This window comes from Paenibacillus sp. BK033 (assembly GCF_004345425.1).
Lineage (GTDB): Bacteria > Bacillota > Bacilli > Paenibacillales > Paenibacillaceae > Pristimantibacillus.
Map to the genome: position 1 here is coordinate 810,544 of NZ_SLVP01000002.1, position 17,208 is coordinate 827,751.

15 protein-coding genes and 1 pseudogene are annotated in these 17,208 nt (G+C 44.1%); 10 read left to right on the top strand and 6 right to left on the bottom strand.

Annotated elements, in window-relative coordinates; genetic code table 11:
- Positions 1 to 36 precede the first annotated feature (36 nt).
- Both EV294_RS10645 and EV294_RS10650 read left to right on the top strand, forming a co-directional pair.
- Positions 37 to 297 (top strand): translation initiation factor 2, encoded by a 261-nt coding sequence (locus tag EV294_RS10645; RefSeq protein WP_132306551.1) that lies wholly within the window; start codon positions 37 to 39, stop codon positions 295 to 297.
- A 52-nt stretch (positions 298 to 349) separates the two neighbouring features.
- Complete coding sequence (locus EV294_RS10650) at positions 350 to 553, top strand: hypothetical protein (protein WP_132306553.1); 204 nt, start codon at positions 350 to 352, stop codon at positions 551 to 553.
- Positions 554 to 1,696: 1,143 nt separating this feature from the next.
- Here EV294_RS10650 and EV294_RS10660 read toward each other — a convergent pair.
- The 5 genes from EV294_RS10660 to EV294_RS10675 form a co-directional block, all read right to left on the bottom strand.
- Positions 1,697 to 2,797 carry a glycosyltransferase family 4 protein gene (locus EV294_RS10660; RefSeq protein ID WP_132306555.1) on the bottom strand — a complete coding sequence of 367 codons (1,101 nt, stop codon included), beginning with the start codon at positions 2,795 to 2,797 and terminating at the stop codon, positions 1,697 to 1,699.
- 311 nt (positions 2,798 to 3,108) lie between these two features.
- On the bottom strand, positions 3,109 to 3,858 hold the full coding sequence (locus EV294_RS10665; RefSeq protein ID WP_347813055.1) for a hypothetical protein: 750 nt from the start codon (positions 3,856 to 3,858) through the stop codon (positions 3,109 to 3,111).
- Between the two features lie 150 nt (positions 3,859 to 4,008).
- Entirely contained in the window at positions 4,009 to 5,100 is a 1,092-nt protein-coding gene (gene ltrA, locus EV294_RS10670; RefSeq protein WP_243711616.1) for a group II intron reverse transcriptase/maturase, read from the bottom strand.
- Position 5,101: 1 nt separating this feature from the next.
- Positions 5,102 to 5,245, bottom strand: a complete 144-nt coding sequence (locus EV294_RS30630) for a hypothetical protein (RefSeq protein ID WP_243711617.1) — start codon at positions 5,243 to 5,245, stop codon at positions 5,102 to 5,104.
- 510 nt (positions 5,246 to 5,755) lie between these two features.
- Positions 5,756 to 6,619, bottom strand: coding sequence for a reverse transcriptase domain-containing protein (locus EV294_RS10675; RefSeq protein WP_132306557.1), 864 nt, complete (start codon positions 6,617 to 6,619; stop codon positions 5,756 to 5,758).
- A gap of 1,078 nt (positions 6,620 to 7,697) precedes the next feature.
- Between EV294_RS10675 and EV294_RS10680 the strand changes: the two genes are divergently transcribed.
- Entirely contained in the window at positions 7,698 to 8,156 is a 459-nt protein-coding gene (locus tag EV294_RS10680) for a hypothetical protein (protein WP_132306559.1), read from the top strand.
- A 471-nt stretch (positions 8,157 to 8,627) separates the two neighbouring features.
- Positions 8,628 to 9,107 (top strand): annotated as a pseudogene (locus tag EV294_RS10685) (IS110 family transposase); the annotation flags it as partial.
- A 208-nt stretch (positions 9,108 to 9,315) separates the two neighbouring features.
- On the opposite strand, the gene cntE (EV294_RS10690) reads toward EV294_RS10685, so the two are convergent.
- On the bottom strand, positions 9,316 to 10,515 hold the full coding sequence (gene cntE, locus EV294_RS10690; protein ID WP_243711618.1) for a staphylopine family metallophore export MFS transporter CntE: 1,200 nt from the start codon (positions 10,513 to 10,515) through the stop codon (positions 9,316 to 9,318).
- Positions 10,516 to 10,774: 259 nt separating this feature from the next.
- On the opposite strand from cntE (EV294_RS10690), the gene nikA reads away from it, so the two are divergent.
- The 6 genes from nikA (at position 10,775) to nikE (ending at position 17,074) form a co-directional block, all read left to right on the top strand.
- The gene (gene nikA / locus EV294_RS10695) at positions 10,775 to 12,418 is read left to right on the top strand and encodes a nickel ABC transporter substrate-binding protein (protein ID WP_132306561.1); all 1,644 of its coding nucleotides are present in this window, start codon (positions 10,775 to 10,777) and stop codon (positions 12,416 to 12,418) included.
- Positions 12,419 to 12,434: 16 nt separating this feature from the next.
- On the top strand, positions 12,435 to 13,379 hold the full coding sequence (gene nikB, locus EV294_RS10700; protein ID WP_132306563.1) for a nickel ABC transporter permease subunit NikB: 945 nt from the start codon (positions 12,435 to 12,437) through the stop codon (positions 13,377 to 13,379).
- Positions 13,376 to 14,209, top strand: coding sequence for a nickel ABC transporter permease subunit NikC (gene nikC / locus EV294_RS10705; RefSeq protein ID WP_132306565.1), 834 nt, complete (start codon positions 13,376 to 13,378; stop codon positions 14,207 to 14,209). The genes nikB and nikC overlap by 4 nt, the downstream gene beginning before the upstream one ends.
- 71 nt (positions 14,210 to 14,280) lie before the next feature.
- The gene (gene nikD / locus EV294_RS10710) at positions 14,281 to 15,057 is read left to right on the top strand and encodes a nickel import ATP-binding protein NikD (RefSeq protein ID WP_132307166.1); all 777 of its coding nucleotides are present in this window, start codon (positions 14,281 to 14,283) and stop codon (positions 15,055 to 15,057) included.
- The gene (gene cntE, locus EV294_RS10715; protein WP_132306567.1) at positions 15,054 to 16,271 is read left to right on the top strand and encodes a staphylopine family metallophore export MFS transporter CntE; all 1,218 of its coding nucleotides are present in this window, start codon (positions 15,054 to 15,056) and stop codon (positions 16,269 to 16,271) included. The genes nikD and cntE (EV294_RS10715) overlap by 4 nt, the downstream gene beginning before the upstream one ends.
- On the top strand, positions 16,268 to 17,074 hold the full coding sequence (gene nikE / locus EV294_RS10720) for a nickel import ATP-binding protein NikE (RefSeq protein WP_132306569.1): 807 nt from the start codon (positions 16,268 to 16,270) through the stop codon (positions 17,072 to 17,074). The genes cntE (EV294_RS10715) and nikE overlap by 4 nt, the downstream gene beginning before the upstream one ends.
- Positions 17,075 to 17,208: the final 134 nt, after the last annotated feature.

The following is a 17,208-nucleotide window of genomic DNA, read 5'->3' on the forward strand; positions in this document are numbered from 1 at the left end:
ACATTGTGTTTTTATGTAAAAAAGGAGGAGCATACTTTGAGGAGAAACAATTCTGACCAATCATCAGATTCTACAGAAATATACGCTGCTAAATTAGCTTATATTGGGGCAACTATTTCAACAATAGGTGATGGTCTACAAGCAATCTCTGCAGGAATAGCATTAGAGATATTAGAAAAATCAAAAAATCAAGATTCACAAAACCAGCAGATTCAATCCAAAGATTCAGAAAATTTGCAAAAGCAGATTGACTATCTAATGAAAGAATTAAATAAATTTAAACGTATTATTAGGTGAGTTATAGTTTATGCTATATTGCTTTTAAGTTAATAGGTTAGGAGTGTAGTATATGAAAAATAAAAATCCAATACCTAATACCAAAAACCTAAATATAAACGACCTAAATGATGCAATTAAATTACTTAGTGAAGAAGTATCTACAATCGTTGAAGAACTCTTAATATGTGATTTCGGAGATGAAGGATTGAAACATAATATTAATAATTTGCAGAAAAATTTAGAATACCTAAAAAGTGAAATTACTAGACTCTAATTCGTTTAATATTCAAACATTGGAGGTTGCTTAATTCATTTTCTAAACATCTAATCTATAAGGAACCTTTATATTCTATTTCCAAGACTGAGCATTTTAATACCCTTGAAACCCTCCATATAGGAAACTTGTAGACCGGCTCTTCAAGAAGAGCTGTCAGTTAAGCATCACTCCTTTCGTTAGGTCAAAGAGGAATAAATGCTTTCCTCCACTTAACAAAACACTAACAACAAAAAATGGCATTAATATCGTCTTTTTGTTGTTAGTGTTTCTAATTTATAATAGGTTATATAATAGATGTTATTTGCTAAAAAAAATGAGAAGTCATTAAATTAAGTTAATTTCGCTTCCATTAATAAGTACTGCAATATTTGCTTCTGATATTGAATACGAGTAGATATTGATAATTCCAAACTGGTTTCAACTGTAATCGCCTTGGCTTTAATAAGCTGCTTCGCAGCATTCTTCCTGAACCTGGTAAAGAGCTCAATCGTATCTTAAAATGTCTGGTTTTCATAGGAATTGTACGGTTAATACGACGTATAACACGATTTACAGGAGGAACTGCTTTACTTTCAGGGTGAGCGATATGGGTCTGACCTAACATTTTGGGATTTAGCATAGCTATGCCATTCGCTTCATGTAGATCAATGTACCATAGCGGCTTCATCTCTTTTGCTAATTAAGATAATGCTGACAGAGTGGATGTTTGGCCTCTTGGTTAACTCCTCGGGGAAATGTTCGATTTAAATCTGGGACACCTCGGATCCTGCGTTCATACGCCATCTGATTGACTACTGGCACGATAATTAGATGGCCACAACGCACAATAATGCAACCAAAAAGCTGCACGTATACTTGCACGTTCATTACCATGTACCCCCGCAGTGATAATAACCGTGTCGCCTTTCTCTTTTCCACTAATCAAGTAATATGGGGTTTTATAAGGTGTATTTTTAGCTACAATTTTTTTTGATTTGCATCTCAAACAATCACCTCTATAACGATCGTGGCAGTGAGTCATGCATTAGATTAATAAAGGATGACTATATTAACCACACCTCGTAAGGCATAGTAAAGGCGAGTTCCTATATATATTCAGATCGTATCCAAGTGCACTTGCAATAATGTAGCTGAGCTTCTTTATGGTTTATGAAGTCCTCTTTTTCTTAGATTAGATGCATGCTTATATATGGCCATTAGCTTATAGGCCATTTGTTTCCAGCTGAACCGCTCGACCGCATCTTTTCTTGCTTGTTTGCCCAATTTCGAAGCTAGACTTTTGTCACCCGCTAGCTTCCCTATCCACTCGGCATGTGAATTAGGACTTTTGTATTTTTTAACGAGATACCCGTTCGACCCATGTCTCACTATTTCTTTAATCCCTCCGATACTGGATGCTACGACGGGAAGTCCAGAGGCCATAGCTTCCACATTGACAAGCCCAAATGCCTCGTGTCGTTGTGAAGGACACACGAAGCAATCTGCGTTCCAGTATAGCTGGTGGACCCTATTATGAGGAATCATTCCAGTAAAGCGCGCATTTATACGATATTTTCGTGCTAATAATCTAAGGCTATCGATATAATTCGCTTTACCTCCCCCGACGATGATCAATCTTACTTTGGGATATTTTCTTTTCATAATTCCAATTGCTTGGATAATAACCGGCACACCTTTACGTGGAATAATTCGTCCTGCAAACAGGACCTGGAAGGTATCAGACTTCTTTTTTGAGTAATTAGGTTTGAACCGGATCGTGTCCACACCTAGATATACTGTTCTTATCTTAGAGGATTGCGTTGGAAACAAGCGGGATAAATTACTTTTTAATGAGACACTGTTCGCAATAATCAAATCGGCCTTATCCAAGCTGGTTGCCACAGCTTTAGTACGTGGAACAAAAGTCAGAGAATGAAGGAAAAGCGAAACCGGGGTTAACGGGAAGGCATCCTTCACTTTAGCCATATAGTGGGGACGATTATCCACTTGTATAATATCATAATACTTTCCTCCGATATAACGCAGGACCGATGCGATGTATTTCTGTGAACTTCCCGTAGGCACTCGAACAATAGTTAAGTTTCCATGGTTACTAACATTTGGTAATCCTGAACTTTGTCTGCTGACAATCGTAACCTTATGACTTACAGCAAGCTGCTTAGCAATTGCCAGTATACATATTTCAACCGATCCATTGCCCGGAACCGGTAATTGCTCCGGAGCAACCATAAGGATCTTCACCTAACCTCCCCCAGTTCATCTTAGTATTTTTTGCAATAGTTCTCTGTTTCTATTCTCCTGTCGATATGATTATTTTGTAGTTGGCGAACTCAAGCTGAAATTGTTAAATTATCTTAATCGATTCAGAGTGATATGATCCATATTTAGATAATACCTGTTTGGAAAAATAATTATCTGAGTATGGCTTTGGCTCTTCAATAATCGCTTAAAACAAAGAAAGACAGAACTCAACTCTTCTGCCTTTTACCAAAATGGAGTTGAGATATTCTATTCATATGATCTTTAAACGACCTTGTATAATGCCTAGTTAATTAAAATTTAGGAACAATGACTATTAGCCACCTGCACGCAACTAGGTGGAGTGGTATGTAGTGGTGACAATGAACATCGGCCGCAGATAGATGAATACCTGTGACTTCGCATTTCCCCATTTTCATGCTATAGCGACTGATTCGGTTATCCATGTATTCTACATTTCGATTTGGGAGGTTGGATTTCATTAATAATGCTACTTCATACTGAATATCCGGTCTCAGCTTTTGGTGAATTTTTTCTCTTCCTGCTACTGTGTAGAGGGTAAGTTGTTGGCTGAAGCTCATCGTATTTCTGGTCTTTACATCAGCAAGAGGATAGAGATACACGTTAGCGAGTTTGAATGTCCTGAAACCGCGGCAGTAGAATTTCTTGTACGTTGGCGGAGGATTTTCAGGGTGTTCGTATTCCCCAATCTGTTTGAGACGATTGAACATGAAGGCACGAAGATCGTAGGCAAGACGTGCGAACTCGAGGTTAACATGGGTTGCCCATTTGAAATAGTTGTGAATCCCTAAGATAAAGCTATTGAACAGCAGCGCATTCTGCGCGGTTGGTGAAGCTCTGAGTTTCTTGATTCGTGCTTTGGCTTCTTCCTTGATCTTCCGCTTGTTTTTGGCTTTGATGCCGGTATGCGCTACTCTTTTATTACCCTTTTGGTTTGCACGGATGGTAAAGACAAGAAACTCAGACTCCCGTTTGCGCAGATTCACGATTTGCGATTTTTCCGGGGAAATGTCTAATTTCAAGCGTTCCTTTAGGTATTGTCTAACGGCATGACACCACTTCTGAGCGGTCTTCCAATCTCGACAGAGAATCTTGAGGTAAGTAGCCGAGGGAATTTCACCCTCAGGCTCTCTCAGAACCGGACGTGAACCTCTCGGCTCATCCGGCTCCCATTATCCAGTCGCTGGCACTATGCCTAATCTCCAGTGCGCAAATAGTTCGGGAACGTTCTTCGCCAATCGTCCTAGCCGCCGAATGGCTCGTATTTTATGTCTCGCTAGTTTCTTGTACTTCCTTCGAGCCCACACAACGAGTGCATCATTCATATGACGCAGCACGGGGTACAGTTGCGACTTATAGAAATGACCATAGTAGTTGATCCATCCTCTGATCGAGGCATTGAACATCCGAGACAAATCATCAATTTCAATGTCCGGTTTCAAATGCATTCTCCAACCTCGTATCGTCTGTCTCATCGCCTTACACGCTTTGTTGCTAACCGCTGGTGTAAAGTTGATGAAGTACTTCCCATATCGATTCTTAGATCGTCTCGGTCGAAAAGTATATCCCAAGAAATCGAATTTCACTTCAGGATGAGATCCTTTGCGGTCCTCATCTTTACAGTAGACAATTCGGGTTTTCTCCGGATGCAGTTCGAGTTTACACTGTCTAAATCGCTCATTTAGCTTCCTAAGCAGTTGTTCTGCCTCTTCTCTCGTATGGCAGTGAATCACTACATCATCCGCGTATCTTGCCCACGGATTTCGCGGTTGTTCGATTCCCATCCACTTGTCGAAAGTATAATGCATGAACAGATTTGCTAGCACTGGACTGATGACTCCACCATGTGGTGTGCCGGAGGTTCTTCCTACGATGTCCCCATTCTTCATTTGAAATGGAGCCTTTAACCATCTCTCGATGTATAGAATAACCCACGTGCAATCCGTATGCTTTCTCACTGCTTTCAGGAGAAGTTCATGGTCGATGTTGTCAAATAGCCCCTTGATGTCAAATTCCAAGACCCAGTCGTATCTCCAACATCGGGTCCTTGTTACTCGAACGGCATCAATCGCGGATTTTCCCGGCCTATATCCGTATGAATCGGTATGAAAGATTGGTTCCACCAACGGTTCAAAGTAAAGTTTTGCCGTCATTTGTGCAATGCGGTCAGAGACAGTCGGTATCCCCAGTATCCGAACTCCGCCATTCTTCTTCGGTATTTCTACCGCTTTGACTGGCGGGGGAAAGTAACTGCCGGAGGACATGTTAATAAAGGTTGTCTTTCAGATTTTGCTCAAACTTTTGGATCGATTCCGAGTCGACCCCAGCCGCTCCTTGGTTCGCTTTGACTAACTTGTAAGCTTCCCAGACGACATGCTTTGAAATTTCATACGACTTTGCTTTGTCCATTTGTTCCTCCCACTTGCGCGGTTGACGCATTTTTAAAACAGGATAATACAGCCCCTTGGCTCCGCCACATTTTCAGTGGGTTCATTGCTACTACGGGCTATTCCGCCCCTATACTCCGCATCTGTACTTTCATCCTTGCGGGATTTCCGCTTGGATTTTTCCTTTCGCATCGGAGTCGTAGGTTCCCACGTTCCGAACAAAAGCCTGTGCTATGTTCACGACGCCTTTATGCCGGTCACCATCTGGACAGTAAACAGGTTGCCTCCAGACTCATCCCAGTCCAACGACTCCCTCCTGGTTTTGATGACGTCCCAACGCTTTCGACACTTTAACAGCGATTGACTTGTGTTCGTCTCCATAGCACTTACCTGACAAAGTCTAGCTCTGCCTTTTCCTTAACGCTCACCACCACGGCTTTTGACCGTAGCAGCTTAAGGTGGTTTGAAGCCTCCGCCTGTACAGCGGCTCCGTGGAGCCCTCCCTCATCTTTTGTTCAGCATTGTTTGACGCTTAAGCGCCGCGCATTCGTGGCGTACAGTCGTCCGCATAGCGGACGATGTACCCTTCCTTCAAGGTAGATCGCTTTTTAGCATACAACTCGCCTGATCTCGTCTTGTAGGGTTCATTCATAGGGAATAATTCCCATTGTCCAGCCACCCATTGATCCAGCTCGTTCAGGACAATGTTGGATAGCAGTGGAGATAGTATTCCGCCTTGCGGAACAACTTTTGCAGGTATGCCTTCGCCATCAATTTCGGCCTTTAGCATCTTAGAGATGCATGCTAATGCGTGTCTGTCTTGAATGCCGATGTTCCACAACTGCTTGATGAGCCGTGCATGGTTCACATTGTCAAAGAAGCCTTGGATGTCGATGTCCACTACGTAATGCAATTGCGAGTGATTCACGAGAAACTGCACTCTAGCCATGGCATGATGGGTTGACCGTAAGGGTCTGAAACCGTAGCTATGATTGTAGAAATGAGCTTCTGAGATTGGTTCGAACACCTGCTTGAAGCACTGCTGGATGATACGTTCAAGGATACAAGGGATTCCGAGAGGTCTCCATTTCCCGTTGTCTTTCTCAATACGTTTCCGTCTAACTTTGTTCGGGCGGTAGTTCTTCAGCTTGCTTTGGATGTCATAGACTAATTCATCTTCGGACAACTTCTGAATATCTGCGATTGTTTTCCCATCGGTTCCAGGTGTCCGTGATCCTTTATTCGATTTCATCGTTCGATAAGCGAGTAATATATTTTCTCTGGATGTAATGATTTCATATAGCCGTGAGAAAACTTCCTTTTTCAAGGCTCTATCGTATAACGAAGTGAAAGTGTCCGTCATGTTGTAGTAATCCCAGTATCGTAGAGCTTGCACTGTGGCATCCCTCCTTATCGAGGTGATGTCCCCACGTTCCTACCCGATCGGTGCAATTCACGTTGGAGAATGATCTTTTGTTCTATTAGACTTGGGGCTGTTCCTCCGCTCCCGTTACAGGAGTTTCACTGGTCGTGCCCCTGCTCTCACAAGGATAAATGCATTTCAGCCGTAGCCTTATAGCAACCGTCTCGGGTGACAGCCCTTGATGCAACGTTCCTTGTTTTCCAAGTCCCTTACAACCTAGCTATTCATTCAGAATGTAGGTGCTTCCTCTAGGCCTGTGAGCAGGATGCCGCCATTGTTCAACATAGCGTATTTCATAGGAGAAATTCTTACTTTACGCCACCCACACCATCGTTTGATGGCCCGCATGTTTCCATACGTTCTAACTTTAGACCCGTACATTCGGAAGTTCGTCAGTTCCAAAAAAAAAAATTTATGAACATTCTCACCGTATCCTGTTTTTCAGCCACGCGGCATATCTGTTGGCATACCTTCCCGAGAGGGTGGCTGCAGCCTCCATTCTGCCGAATCTACCTGTACTTCATACCCCATACCCTGTCAGGTATGACGCATGCAGGAGTGTTGGTGGGATGGTTTCGGGAAACATGGTTCCGTCATTCCCATCCTCAGTTGTAAAGTTGAGATTATCCATTAATCTCCTGCCTTTCACGCCAACTGGCGCTTATAGCAGAACTTGTCGTACTTCTCCGTTAGTTCACTAGGAAGTGGCTGTCAGCAATATATACCATGGTCCTTAGTATATCTGTACATTGCATAGTACTGAATCTATGAATCTAATATATGAAAAGGCAAGTTCTATTGAACCTCCGTCTGCTAGAAAGCCAACATCTCCCCGTTGCACTAAGGTTATCTCCCCAAAAATATTCAAAAGCTAACTTCCGTTATTGGACCAAATCCGCTTCTTCAATCCTTATCACAATTTTTAACATGTGGAATCCCCCGGACTGAAAATCACCGAATTATACAAGTCCTATATCCTCTATCTGTCGGTTGAAACAGCTGGAATCGATACGGCTACCGTAATTGGTCCGTTATGAAAGGAGGTGATAGTATGTCTGTTAATATTGTAGATCACCAATATCAAGATGTTGCTGCAGGAACGGGTTCGCTTCCGTTTTTAATCTCACCGGGAGCAGAATACCTGTTGACTTCAGTCTTTCTCCAAATCAGCAACATCAACAACCGGATTGAACTAAAAGCAACAATTGGCTGGGAAGCACAACTGCTGCTGCTCACAATTGTTCCAAAGCTGCTCTTTCGCATTCGGAGAGGCGGAACCGCTGCTCCTGCTCCTATTGTGTTCCAGACAACAGATTCTGCTTTTATTGGAACAAGAGATGAGGGCCCTTGGGTAACGCTTGATTTCACGACAGCCTTCCAGCATACGGAATCGGCAACAGCTGGTCTAGTTGGTACATTCCAGCAATATTCTCTGACCGTAGAACATGTAGGCCAAAATGCAGTTACCATAACCGGTCCCGTGCATCTTGTCGGAAAGGTCTATCTGTAATTAGTCTCTAAATAGGTGGTTGGTTAGTGGTAACTAACCGCCTTTTTTTTGTGTTGCCATTCAACAAAAAATCTCATCATTCATAATATGATATTGCTGATTTGCCATCTGACCCTTGTAAATTGAGGCCTTACAAGGGTCTTTATTTTTGTTTACACCACAATAGAACAGAAAATAACTTAGAAGCCCATGTAGGGAGATCTACATGGGCTTGGAGTGATAGCTATGGGTAAGATAGCTCTCGTCTCATATTATGCTTTGCAAGCTCAAAGGTGTAACAAATCCTACAACTCGATGATCAGGAAGTGACTGGCTTGGAAGGCTACTAACTCTATTGATCGGACTCTCGTCTCCCTTAGAATTCCTGTAAAACGAATAATTTGGAGTTTGAACAAAAACGAGCGCCTCTGTACGATGGGGTTACGCACGAGGTCAAATGCCTCAAAAAGCCCATCAGGAGGTCGCTCTATCATAAAGTTTAAGTCACAAGACAAGCAAAATCAACTCATAGAAAACATTACCGTTGTCATTGGTGTAGATATCGCGCAGGAAACACATGTAGCCCGCGCCGTTAGCTTTCGAGGAATTGCTTTAGGAATGCCTCTCGAATTCGGTAATCATCGTGAAGGATTCGATCTACTCGAACGCTGGATCCAAGATCTGCTCAAAACCTACAAACTTAGCAGCATCATCGTGGGCATGGAACCTAGCGGCCACTACTGGTTTAGCCTTGCACATTGGCTCCTCGATCAAGGTATAGAGCCCGTTTTGGTGAATCCTCATCTTGTCAAAAAGAACAAAGAAAACCGGGATAACACACCATCCAAGAGCGATCATAAGGATGCATTAGTCATTGCAGACATGGTTAAAAACGGGTATTATTCCCCTGTTCGTTTCCATCCTGAAGAATATGAGGAATTGCGTATTCTAATGACAAATCGAGAGACGGTTACTTGTCTGTAGAAAATAAAGTATTAGACTGAATGCCTTGAATCCATGCGGTTTTTAGAAATTCCATGCGGCAGCCATCAGAAAATAAGTATTAGACTGACCCTTAAAATTGAAGAAGCGACAGCCATGGACAGAAAATAAAGTCCTAGACTGTCGCTTGTTCATTGAACTAACGTTCTCCGTCCCTCAATCTTCATTAGTACTTTATTTAGATGTTTACTGCCAGCTGATCGTTATGCATACGCCGCCTATTAGACCATATAACAACCCAGGCGATGAGGGAAAGCGTTGCACAGCATTGAAACATAATGACGTAAGAAAAGCCTTCAACGATCAGACCCATGACCAGTCCTCCTAAAGAATAGCCAAGATCGTATGAACACATGAACAATCCCATCCATGCGTACTTGGAGTGGACTGGCAAAATAAAAGATAGGTAAGTCGTTAATGTAGGATATAACAATGCCATCGCAAAACCGTTAAAAACTGCAGAAAGATAAAGCACACTGCTAAATTGTTGCGTAAAAGACAGCAGCAGAGATCCAATTAAGGAAGACAACAAGGTTGCCGTAATAAAACCGGAATGCCACTGCCCGTCCGAAGGTATTCTTTTTCGAAGGATCATTCGGCTGCCAATGACGACAATTCCTTGAAGCATTAAATAGAGTCCTGCATGGCCTGAACCTTCATTGACAATAAACAGGGGAACAAATGTCGCTGTTGCGCCGAATACGCACGAAACGCATAGCATAACCGTCATGCTCACAAGCAATGGACGATTTCGCTTTATGCCGGTCATTGACTTAAAGAGTTCGGACAACGCAATCGATTTACTGGTACTGGCTCCTCTTCCTCTAGCAAGGGGAGCATTGAAACCAATCAAAATAGGTACTGCTGCCAACCCAATTAATACAGCAACATATAACTTCGAAGACTCAGTAGCCCATATTTGCATAGCTGCGATCGGACCGAATAAAGAAGGTATCATTGAGGATAAGCTGTAAAGTGTCATCCCTTGCCCACGATCACGCTCAGCTAACCCTTCCACAATCCCTGCTTGCAATGACATTGAGAAAAATGCCGTAACAGCGCCCTGCCACGCACGAAGCAGCGTATATGCGTCGGAATCGGCAAACGTATAAAGAATCATGCAAGCAGCATGCGCGATTAACAATAGTCGCATTATTAGCAGCGGACCAAATCTCCCAATCAGTTGTCCAGCAAATGGACGAAACAGCATACAGACAAACATATAAGCGCCCATCATGATGCCAATCTCCGCATGATCCATTCCCGACTTTTCACTTTGCAGCGGCAGCAGCACAGTTAAGATCGAATTGGCGGAAAAAAAGAGAACCGTTAGCACGAATAATGGAAACATTTTAGATAATCTCAGACTTTCGCTCAAACTGGTAAAGCTCCCTTCAACTTATTTACTACCCGTTATGCCGTTTATACAAAAATAAAGTCTAGCACAAGCTCGCTTATCCGTACATCCAACACTCGTTAGAAGCCTTTCATAGCCTCACTCGTTGCTCTTATTACATTACGATTATCTATAATTCTTTGTTATTGACAGCTTAATGGGATAAATATATACTGCTATAAGAAATTGATAATCATTATCAATCATAAAAATGAGACAGGGTCGAGAGGAGTACCACAGTATGTTTAACTCAAAATCGAAAATAATGCTGCTAATGCTGCTTTTATTTTCCATAGCACTTGCAGCTTGTTCCGGCACAAGTACAAATAATAATAATAATAATGCTGGCAGCAAAGAACAAAATTCGGAAACGGCCGCACCTGCCAATAAAACTATCACAGTATCGTGGCCGCGGGATGTTGGCCCGATGAATCCTCACGTTTATAACCCTTCCCAGCTTATCGCGCAGTCGATGATTTACGAGCCGCTGGTCAACTATACCGAGGGTGGCGAAGTTGTGCCTTTCCTGGCCGAATCGTGGACGATTTCGGAGGACGGTAAAACCTATTCGTTTAAAATTCGACAAAATGTTAAGTTCTCGGACGGCACTTTGTTTAACGCGAATGTTGCCAAGAAAAATTTCGATGCTGTTATGAAACACGTTGAAAATCACAGCTGGCTCGGTTTCATCAGCTTGCTGGACAAAACTGAAGCGGTTGACGAATATACCTTCAACATCGTATTGAAACAAGCCTATTATCCAACATTGCAGGAGCTGTCGGTCATTCGTCCGGTACGTTTTCTCGGTGAAGCAGGTTTTCCGGATGACGGCGACACCTCCAAAGGTGTGAAGAAGCCTGTCGGGACCGGTCCGTGGATGCTAACGGATTATAAAACAGATGAATATGCAGAGTTTACTCGCAATCCTAATTATTGGGGCGAGCAGCCGAAAATCGATAAAGTCGTATTTAAAATCATTCCTGACGGCGACACTCGTGTTCTTGCCTTTGAAAAAGGCGAACTGGATATGATCTATGGTGAAGGCGCCATCAGCGTGGATGCATTTATGCAGCTTCAGGCTAATGACGAGTATGCAACGCAAATTTCCAGCCCGGTTGCAACGAGACAGCTGGTTATGAACACGACGAACCCAGCACTTTCGGATAAGAAAGTTCGTCTTGCGCTGCAGTATGGTTTCAATAAAGAAGCAATGGTACAAGGTGTCACTTCCAGATTGGAAGAGAAAGCGGACAGCTTGTTATCCTCCAACTTCCCGTTTGCGCAAACAAACCCTTCCCCAATCGGCTATGACGTTGAAAAAGCCAAAGCTTATTTGGACGAAGCTGGCTGGAAGCTGCCGGAAGGCAAGTCGGTACGCGAGAAGGACGGTCAACCGCTAGAAGTGGAATTAATCTACGAGAAATCAGACCAGATTATTAAACCAATGGCGGAAACGCTTCAAGCAGAATGGGCGGCCATCGGTGTCAAATTGAATATCACAGGCCTTGAGCTTACAGAGCAAGTTAAACGGTTCCGTGCTGGGCAATTCGATTTGTACTTCTTCAGCAACTACGGCGCACCGTACGACCCGAGTTCTTTCTTTCATATCGTTGCGGAAAAGAGCTTTGGCATTGCCGAGGCGCTCGCAAACCTGCCGATGAAAAATGAACTCGACCAGCAAGTACAAGAAGCACTTGCCACGACGGATGAGAATAAACGTAAGGAATTGTTTAATGCCATTCAGACGACGTTGCATGAAGAAGGAGCACTTGTTCCAATCTCCTACATTAAGAAGACTGTCGTCTACAACAAAAAAATTAGCAACTTCGTGTTTCCTGGAAGCCGGGATGACAACCCGTTCTCCAGCATTGAGCTAAATCAGTAATTTAGGGAGGCGTATCATGGGCAGCTTTATAGGTAAACGGCTTCTGGCCGTCATCCCAATATTCCTTTTTGCCACGCTTCTCACGTTTTTACTGATCTATCTCTCACCCGTCGATCCCGCCGAAGCCTATTTGACGGCGGCGCATATTCATCCGACGGAGGAGCTGCTCGAACAGAAAAGACATGAGTTCGGCTTGGATCAGCCGCTGCTCGTTCAATACGCCCAATCCTTACATAAGATCTGCCGACTCGATTTCGGCACATCTTATGTTTCGAACGAGCCTGTTTGGCAAGAGATTATCCTACGGATGCCGGCAACGCTTCAGCTCGCTTTTAGCAGCATCGTGCTTGCAATTATAGTTAGCATCCCCATCGGTTTTTTGGCCGCTGTATACAAAAACAGCGTGTTTGATTATTTGAGCCGACTGCTCGCCTATTTCGGTGCATCGATTCCACAGTTTTGGCTCGGATATCTATTAATCTTCTTCTTCTCGGTTAAACTTGACTTATTACCGGTGCAAGGGAAAGGCTCGTTTGAGCATCTTATTCTTCCGTCGATTACGCTCGCACTTGGGCTTATCGCCATTTATTCCCGATTGCTGCGTACCGGCGTTCTGGAACAATTGCAAGAACCGTACGTACTGTACGCGCGGACCAGAGGGATCAAGGAAAAGATCATCCTGAGCAAGCATGTTTTGAAAATCGCTATATCCCCCATGCTAACCGGTCTTGGCATGAATTTAGGAAAGCTGCTCGCAGGAACGATCATCGCGGAAGAAGTTTTCTCGTGGCCAGGGTTTGGCCGTTATTTTGTTGAAGCGATATTTAATCGGGACATACCGGTTATCCAGGCTTATGTACTCATTTCCGCTTGCCTGTTCATCGTATGCAATCTGATTGTCGATCTTCTACAAATGTATTTGGATCCTAGAATCTCTTGGAAAGGACGGACCGACCATTGATATCGAGCATACGTACCGGACTTAGAAGCCAGAAGACCGCAGCAGTGTGCTCAGTTATTCTGGCCGTCCTTTTTATTCTTTCCATATTGGCTCCGTGGATCGCGCCGCATGACCCGATTCAGGTCAACTTGGCGATTAAGCTGCATTCCCCTTCATGGGATTATCCGCTTGGCACCGATCAACTCGGACGATGCAACCTGTCCCGTTTACTCTATGGATCGCGAATTTCACTCGGTTTCGCGTCAATTATTTTTATCTCCTCGCTCCTGATTGGTTTGTTGATCGGGACGTTTTCCGGATATAAAGGCGGAATAATTGACCAAGTGCTGATGCGTTTTTGCGAAGGTGTCATGGCTTTTCCGACACTTGTGCTTGTGTTGGGGCTTGTCGGAATTCTCGGTCCAGGATTACCACAGGTAATCTTAGCAATGGTTATGGTGCAATGGGTCTATTACGCACGAATGTTTCGAGGTATGGTGCTCAGTTTAAGAGAGCGGAATTTCATTACGGCAGCGAAAATAAGCGGCTCCTCGCAGTGGACGATCATTAGACGGCATATGATTCCGAATGTGCTCCCTCCTATTGTCGTTATGGGGACACTTGAGATCGGATGGGCGATTATGGACATCGCTGCAATGTCGTTTCTCGGACTCGGCATTCAGCCGCCTTTTCCGGAGTGGGGATCGATGATTCATGAAGGTAAATCGTACATTCGCAGCAATCCTGAGCTAATGTTATATCCGGGCATGATGATTTTAATCATTGTCATAACGTTCAATATTTTAGGAGAAGCTCTGTCGGAGCGCTTCGGTGTAAAACGTCGTTTTTGAATGGAGGAACCTTAGTGACAGCACATCATAACCCTGTATTGCAGGTAAGTGGCCTGCGGGTATCGGCGAAAATGGCCCAAGGTGAGAAGCCGCTCGTTCATGCCGTCGATTTGGAGCTTAAACCCGGACGCGTGCTTGGTCTGATTGGAGAAAGCGGATGCGGCAAAACGATCACAAGCATGTCTGTGCTGCAGCTGCTGGATCGTAAAACGACAAAAATCGAAGGTAGTATCCAGTTGAATGGACGCGAGTTGAACGGAATTCATTCGGAATCGATGCGAGCCATCCGCGGCAAAGAAATTTCGCTTATTATGCAAAATCCGATGAATGCCTTTAGTCCTGTGTTGACCATCGGCAATCAATTTATCGAAACGATCCGCACGCATACGTCTCTTTCGAAAAAACAAGCCTATGAGCTGGCCGTATCTTCCCTTCAAGACGTAAACTTGCCGGATCCGGTCGGTATTATGAAGCAATACCCTTTTCAGCTGAGCGGCGGTATGCTGCAACGGGTCATGATTGCAATGGCCATTTGCCTCCGCCCCTCGGTTTTAATTGCAGACGAGCCCACCACCGCACTTGATGTAGATAATCAGCTGCGGGTATTGCGACAACTCGATCGTATTCGCTCTGAGTACGGTACATCCATTTTGTTAATTACTCATGACTTGGGAGTGATTGCGGAAATGGCCGACGAAGTTGCCGTCATGCAGCATGGGCGTATTGTCGAGAAAGCGGAGGTTTTTCAGTTATTCGATCACCCGCAGCATGAATATACGCAAAAACTGCTGAACGCTAGACCTTCCTTCTCTATTAATCAGCAATCCAAGGAATTTCTACTGGCATGAGTGTATCAACTGATTCCGAGAAATCGGAAACTTCGGCCGCATTGGCGAGGAACCATCCCTTCGGGCTAAAAGCGATACAAATTTACAGCATGGCGGTTTTGTTCTATACGACCAGCCACATCCTGCTTATTCTTCTACCGCTTAGCTCACAAAAACTTGGGGCAAGTCCGGCGCAGATTGGCTTTATCATGGGAGCATATATGTTCACATCGATGTTTTTACGACCGGTTGCCGGCAAAATTGTCGACACGCTGGGAACGAAACGGATTTTCATTGCTACGTTAATCATGAATGCAGTTGTTTTATCGTTATATTCGATTCAAGAACTATGGCTATTCGCTGGGCTTCGTATTCTGCAAGGCGTAATACTTTCATTCTTCTCAATGATATCACATCTGATGATAATAGAAGCTTTACCTGAAGACGCGCGTGGCCAAGGCCTGTCCCTGTTTTCGCTTTCGTCTATGCTGCCATACACTTACGGTCCTTTTCTCGTTCTCTATTTCATCGATAAAATACCAACGATATTCCTATTTGTCGCACTAATTCCTCTTGGTCTGATAACACTCCTGATTGGCGCAAACGCCCGAATGCCTGAACTGCGAAAGAATGACCATCCACAGGCCGCAAAGGCCACAAATGAGAAATATTCCGGATGGAGCGACCGGAAACTGCTGTTTCCTTCATTCATCATGCTTTTAGCATCGGCTGTTATTGGCACCATATCCGCGTTTCTCCCGATCTACTTGGAGATTCGCGGATTGCCTTATGCCAGCTTGTATTTTCTGACGGAAACCGCTGTTCTCGTCTTTCTTCGTTTTTTTGGGCGGAAATTCATTCCAACGGGGAAACGTTTCCCTTACAAATTGGTCGTTCTGCTCATCTGTATGATGACAGCTGCAGTTGGTTTGCTGCGAATCGCAGACTCGCTGACGGTCGTTTTATTCGCCGCTGTCTGCAACGGAATTGCGCTTTCCATGCTTTATCCGACACTGCTAACTTATGTCTCGTTCACTGTGCCGGAACGGTTCAAAGGTCAAGGAATCGGACTGTTTATTGCAGCGGCTGACTTTGGGACGTCTGTCGGTATTTGGGCTTTAAGTCTATTGGCGAATGCATTCACTTACGAAATGATGTTTTCCAGCTGTGTCGGAATTGGCGGAGCAGCCCTATTGCTGCTCATATGTTATCGAAGATGGGGGGGTAGAATATGAGTCTGCTGCAGGTTAGTCATGTTACGCACGGATACTCCGCATTCAGTCTGTTTAGAGGAACAAAGCGATCAAATGTGCTTATCGACATCTCCCTCTCTATCGAACCAGGCCAATGCCTAGGCCTCCTGGGGACGAGCGGAGCTGGTAAAAGCACACTAGGCAAAGTAATTCTTGGTTTGGAAAAACCGCAGCAAGGGCAAGTACTGTTTCAAGGCGTCAATCTGTATGCTGCTCATGCATCCGACCGCAATAAGATCCGCCGTGATTTGCAAGTTGTTTTTCAAGATTGCTATTCATCCGTTAACCCAAAATTGAATGCGGAGCAAATAATCGGAGAGCCGCTGTTGAACTATGAAAAGCTCTCGAAGCAGGAACACATACGCCGGGTTGAAAAACTGCTGGAAATCGTCGGCCTTCATCTGGAAGACCGGAAAAAGTACCCGCATCAATTCAGCGGCGGACAACTTCAACGGATCAATATTGCTCGAGCGATTGCGTTGAAACCGAAAATGATCGTATTAGACGAAGCAGTAAGCAGTCTGGATATGGTGACGCAAGCTGCCATTCTCGATTTATTAAGCGATTTAAAGAAGAATTTTGGCTTGTCTTATTTGTTTATTACACATGATATTAAGGCCGCCTATCACATTTCCGATGCGTTAGCCGTCATGGAACAAGGTAAGCTGGCTGTTTATTGCGAGGATAAAGAGCAATTTATGCGGCTGCAGCATCCAAGTGTACAAAAGCTCGTTCAATCGATGCTACCCGAACATCCCCGCTTACGTTCTGGAAGGGAAACTTAACAGCCAAACATTGAAAGGCCATGTTCAAGCAACATGGCCTTTTTCGATCTTGTTTTCTGCTTAATTGGAAAATTTAGCTGGGAATCCAACACTTGTTCAAGTGTGAAAAGAAAATAAAGTATTAGACTAGGCAT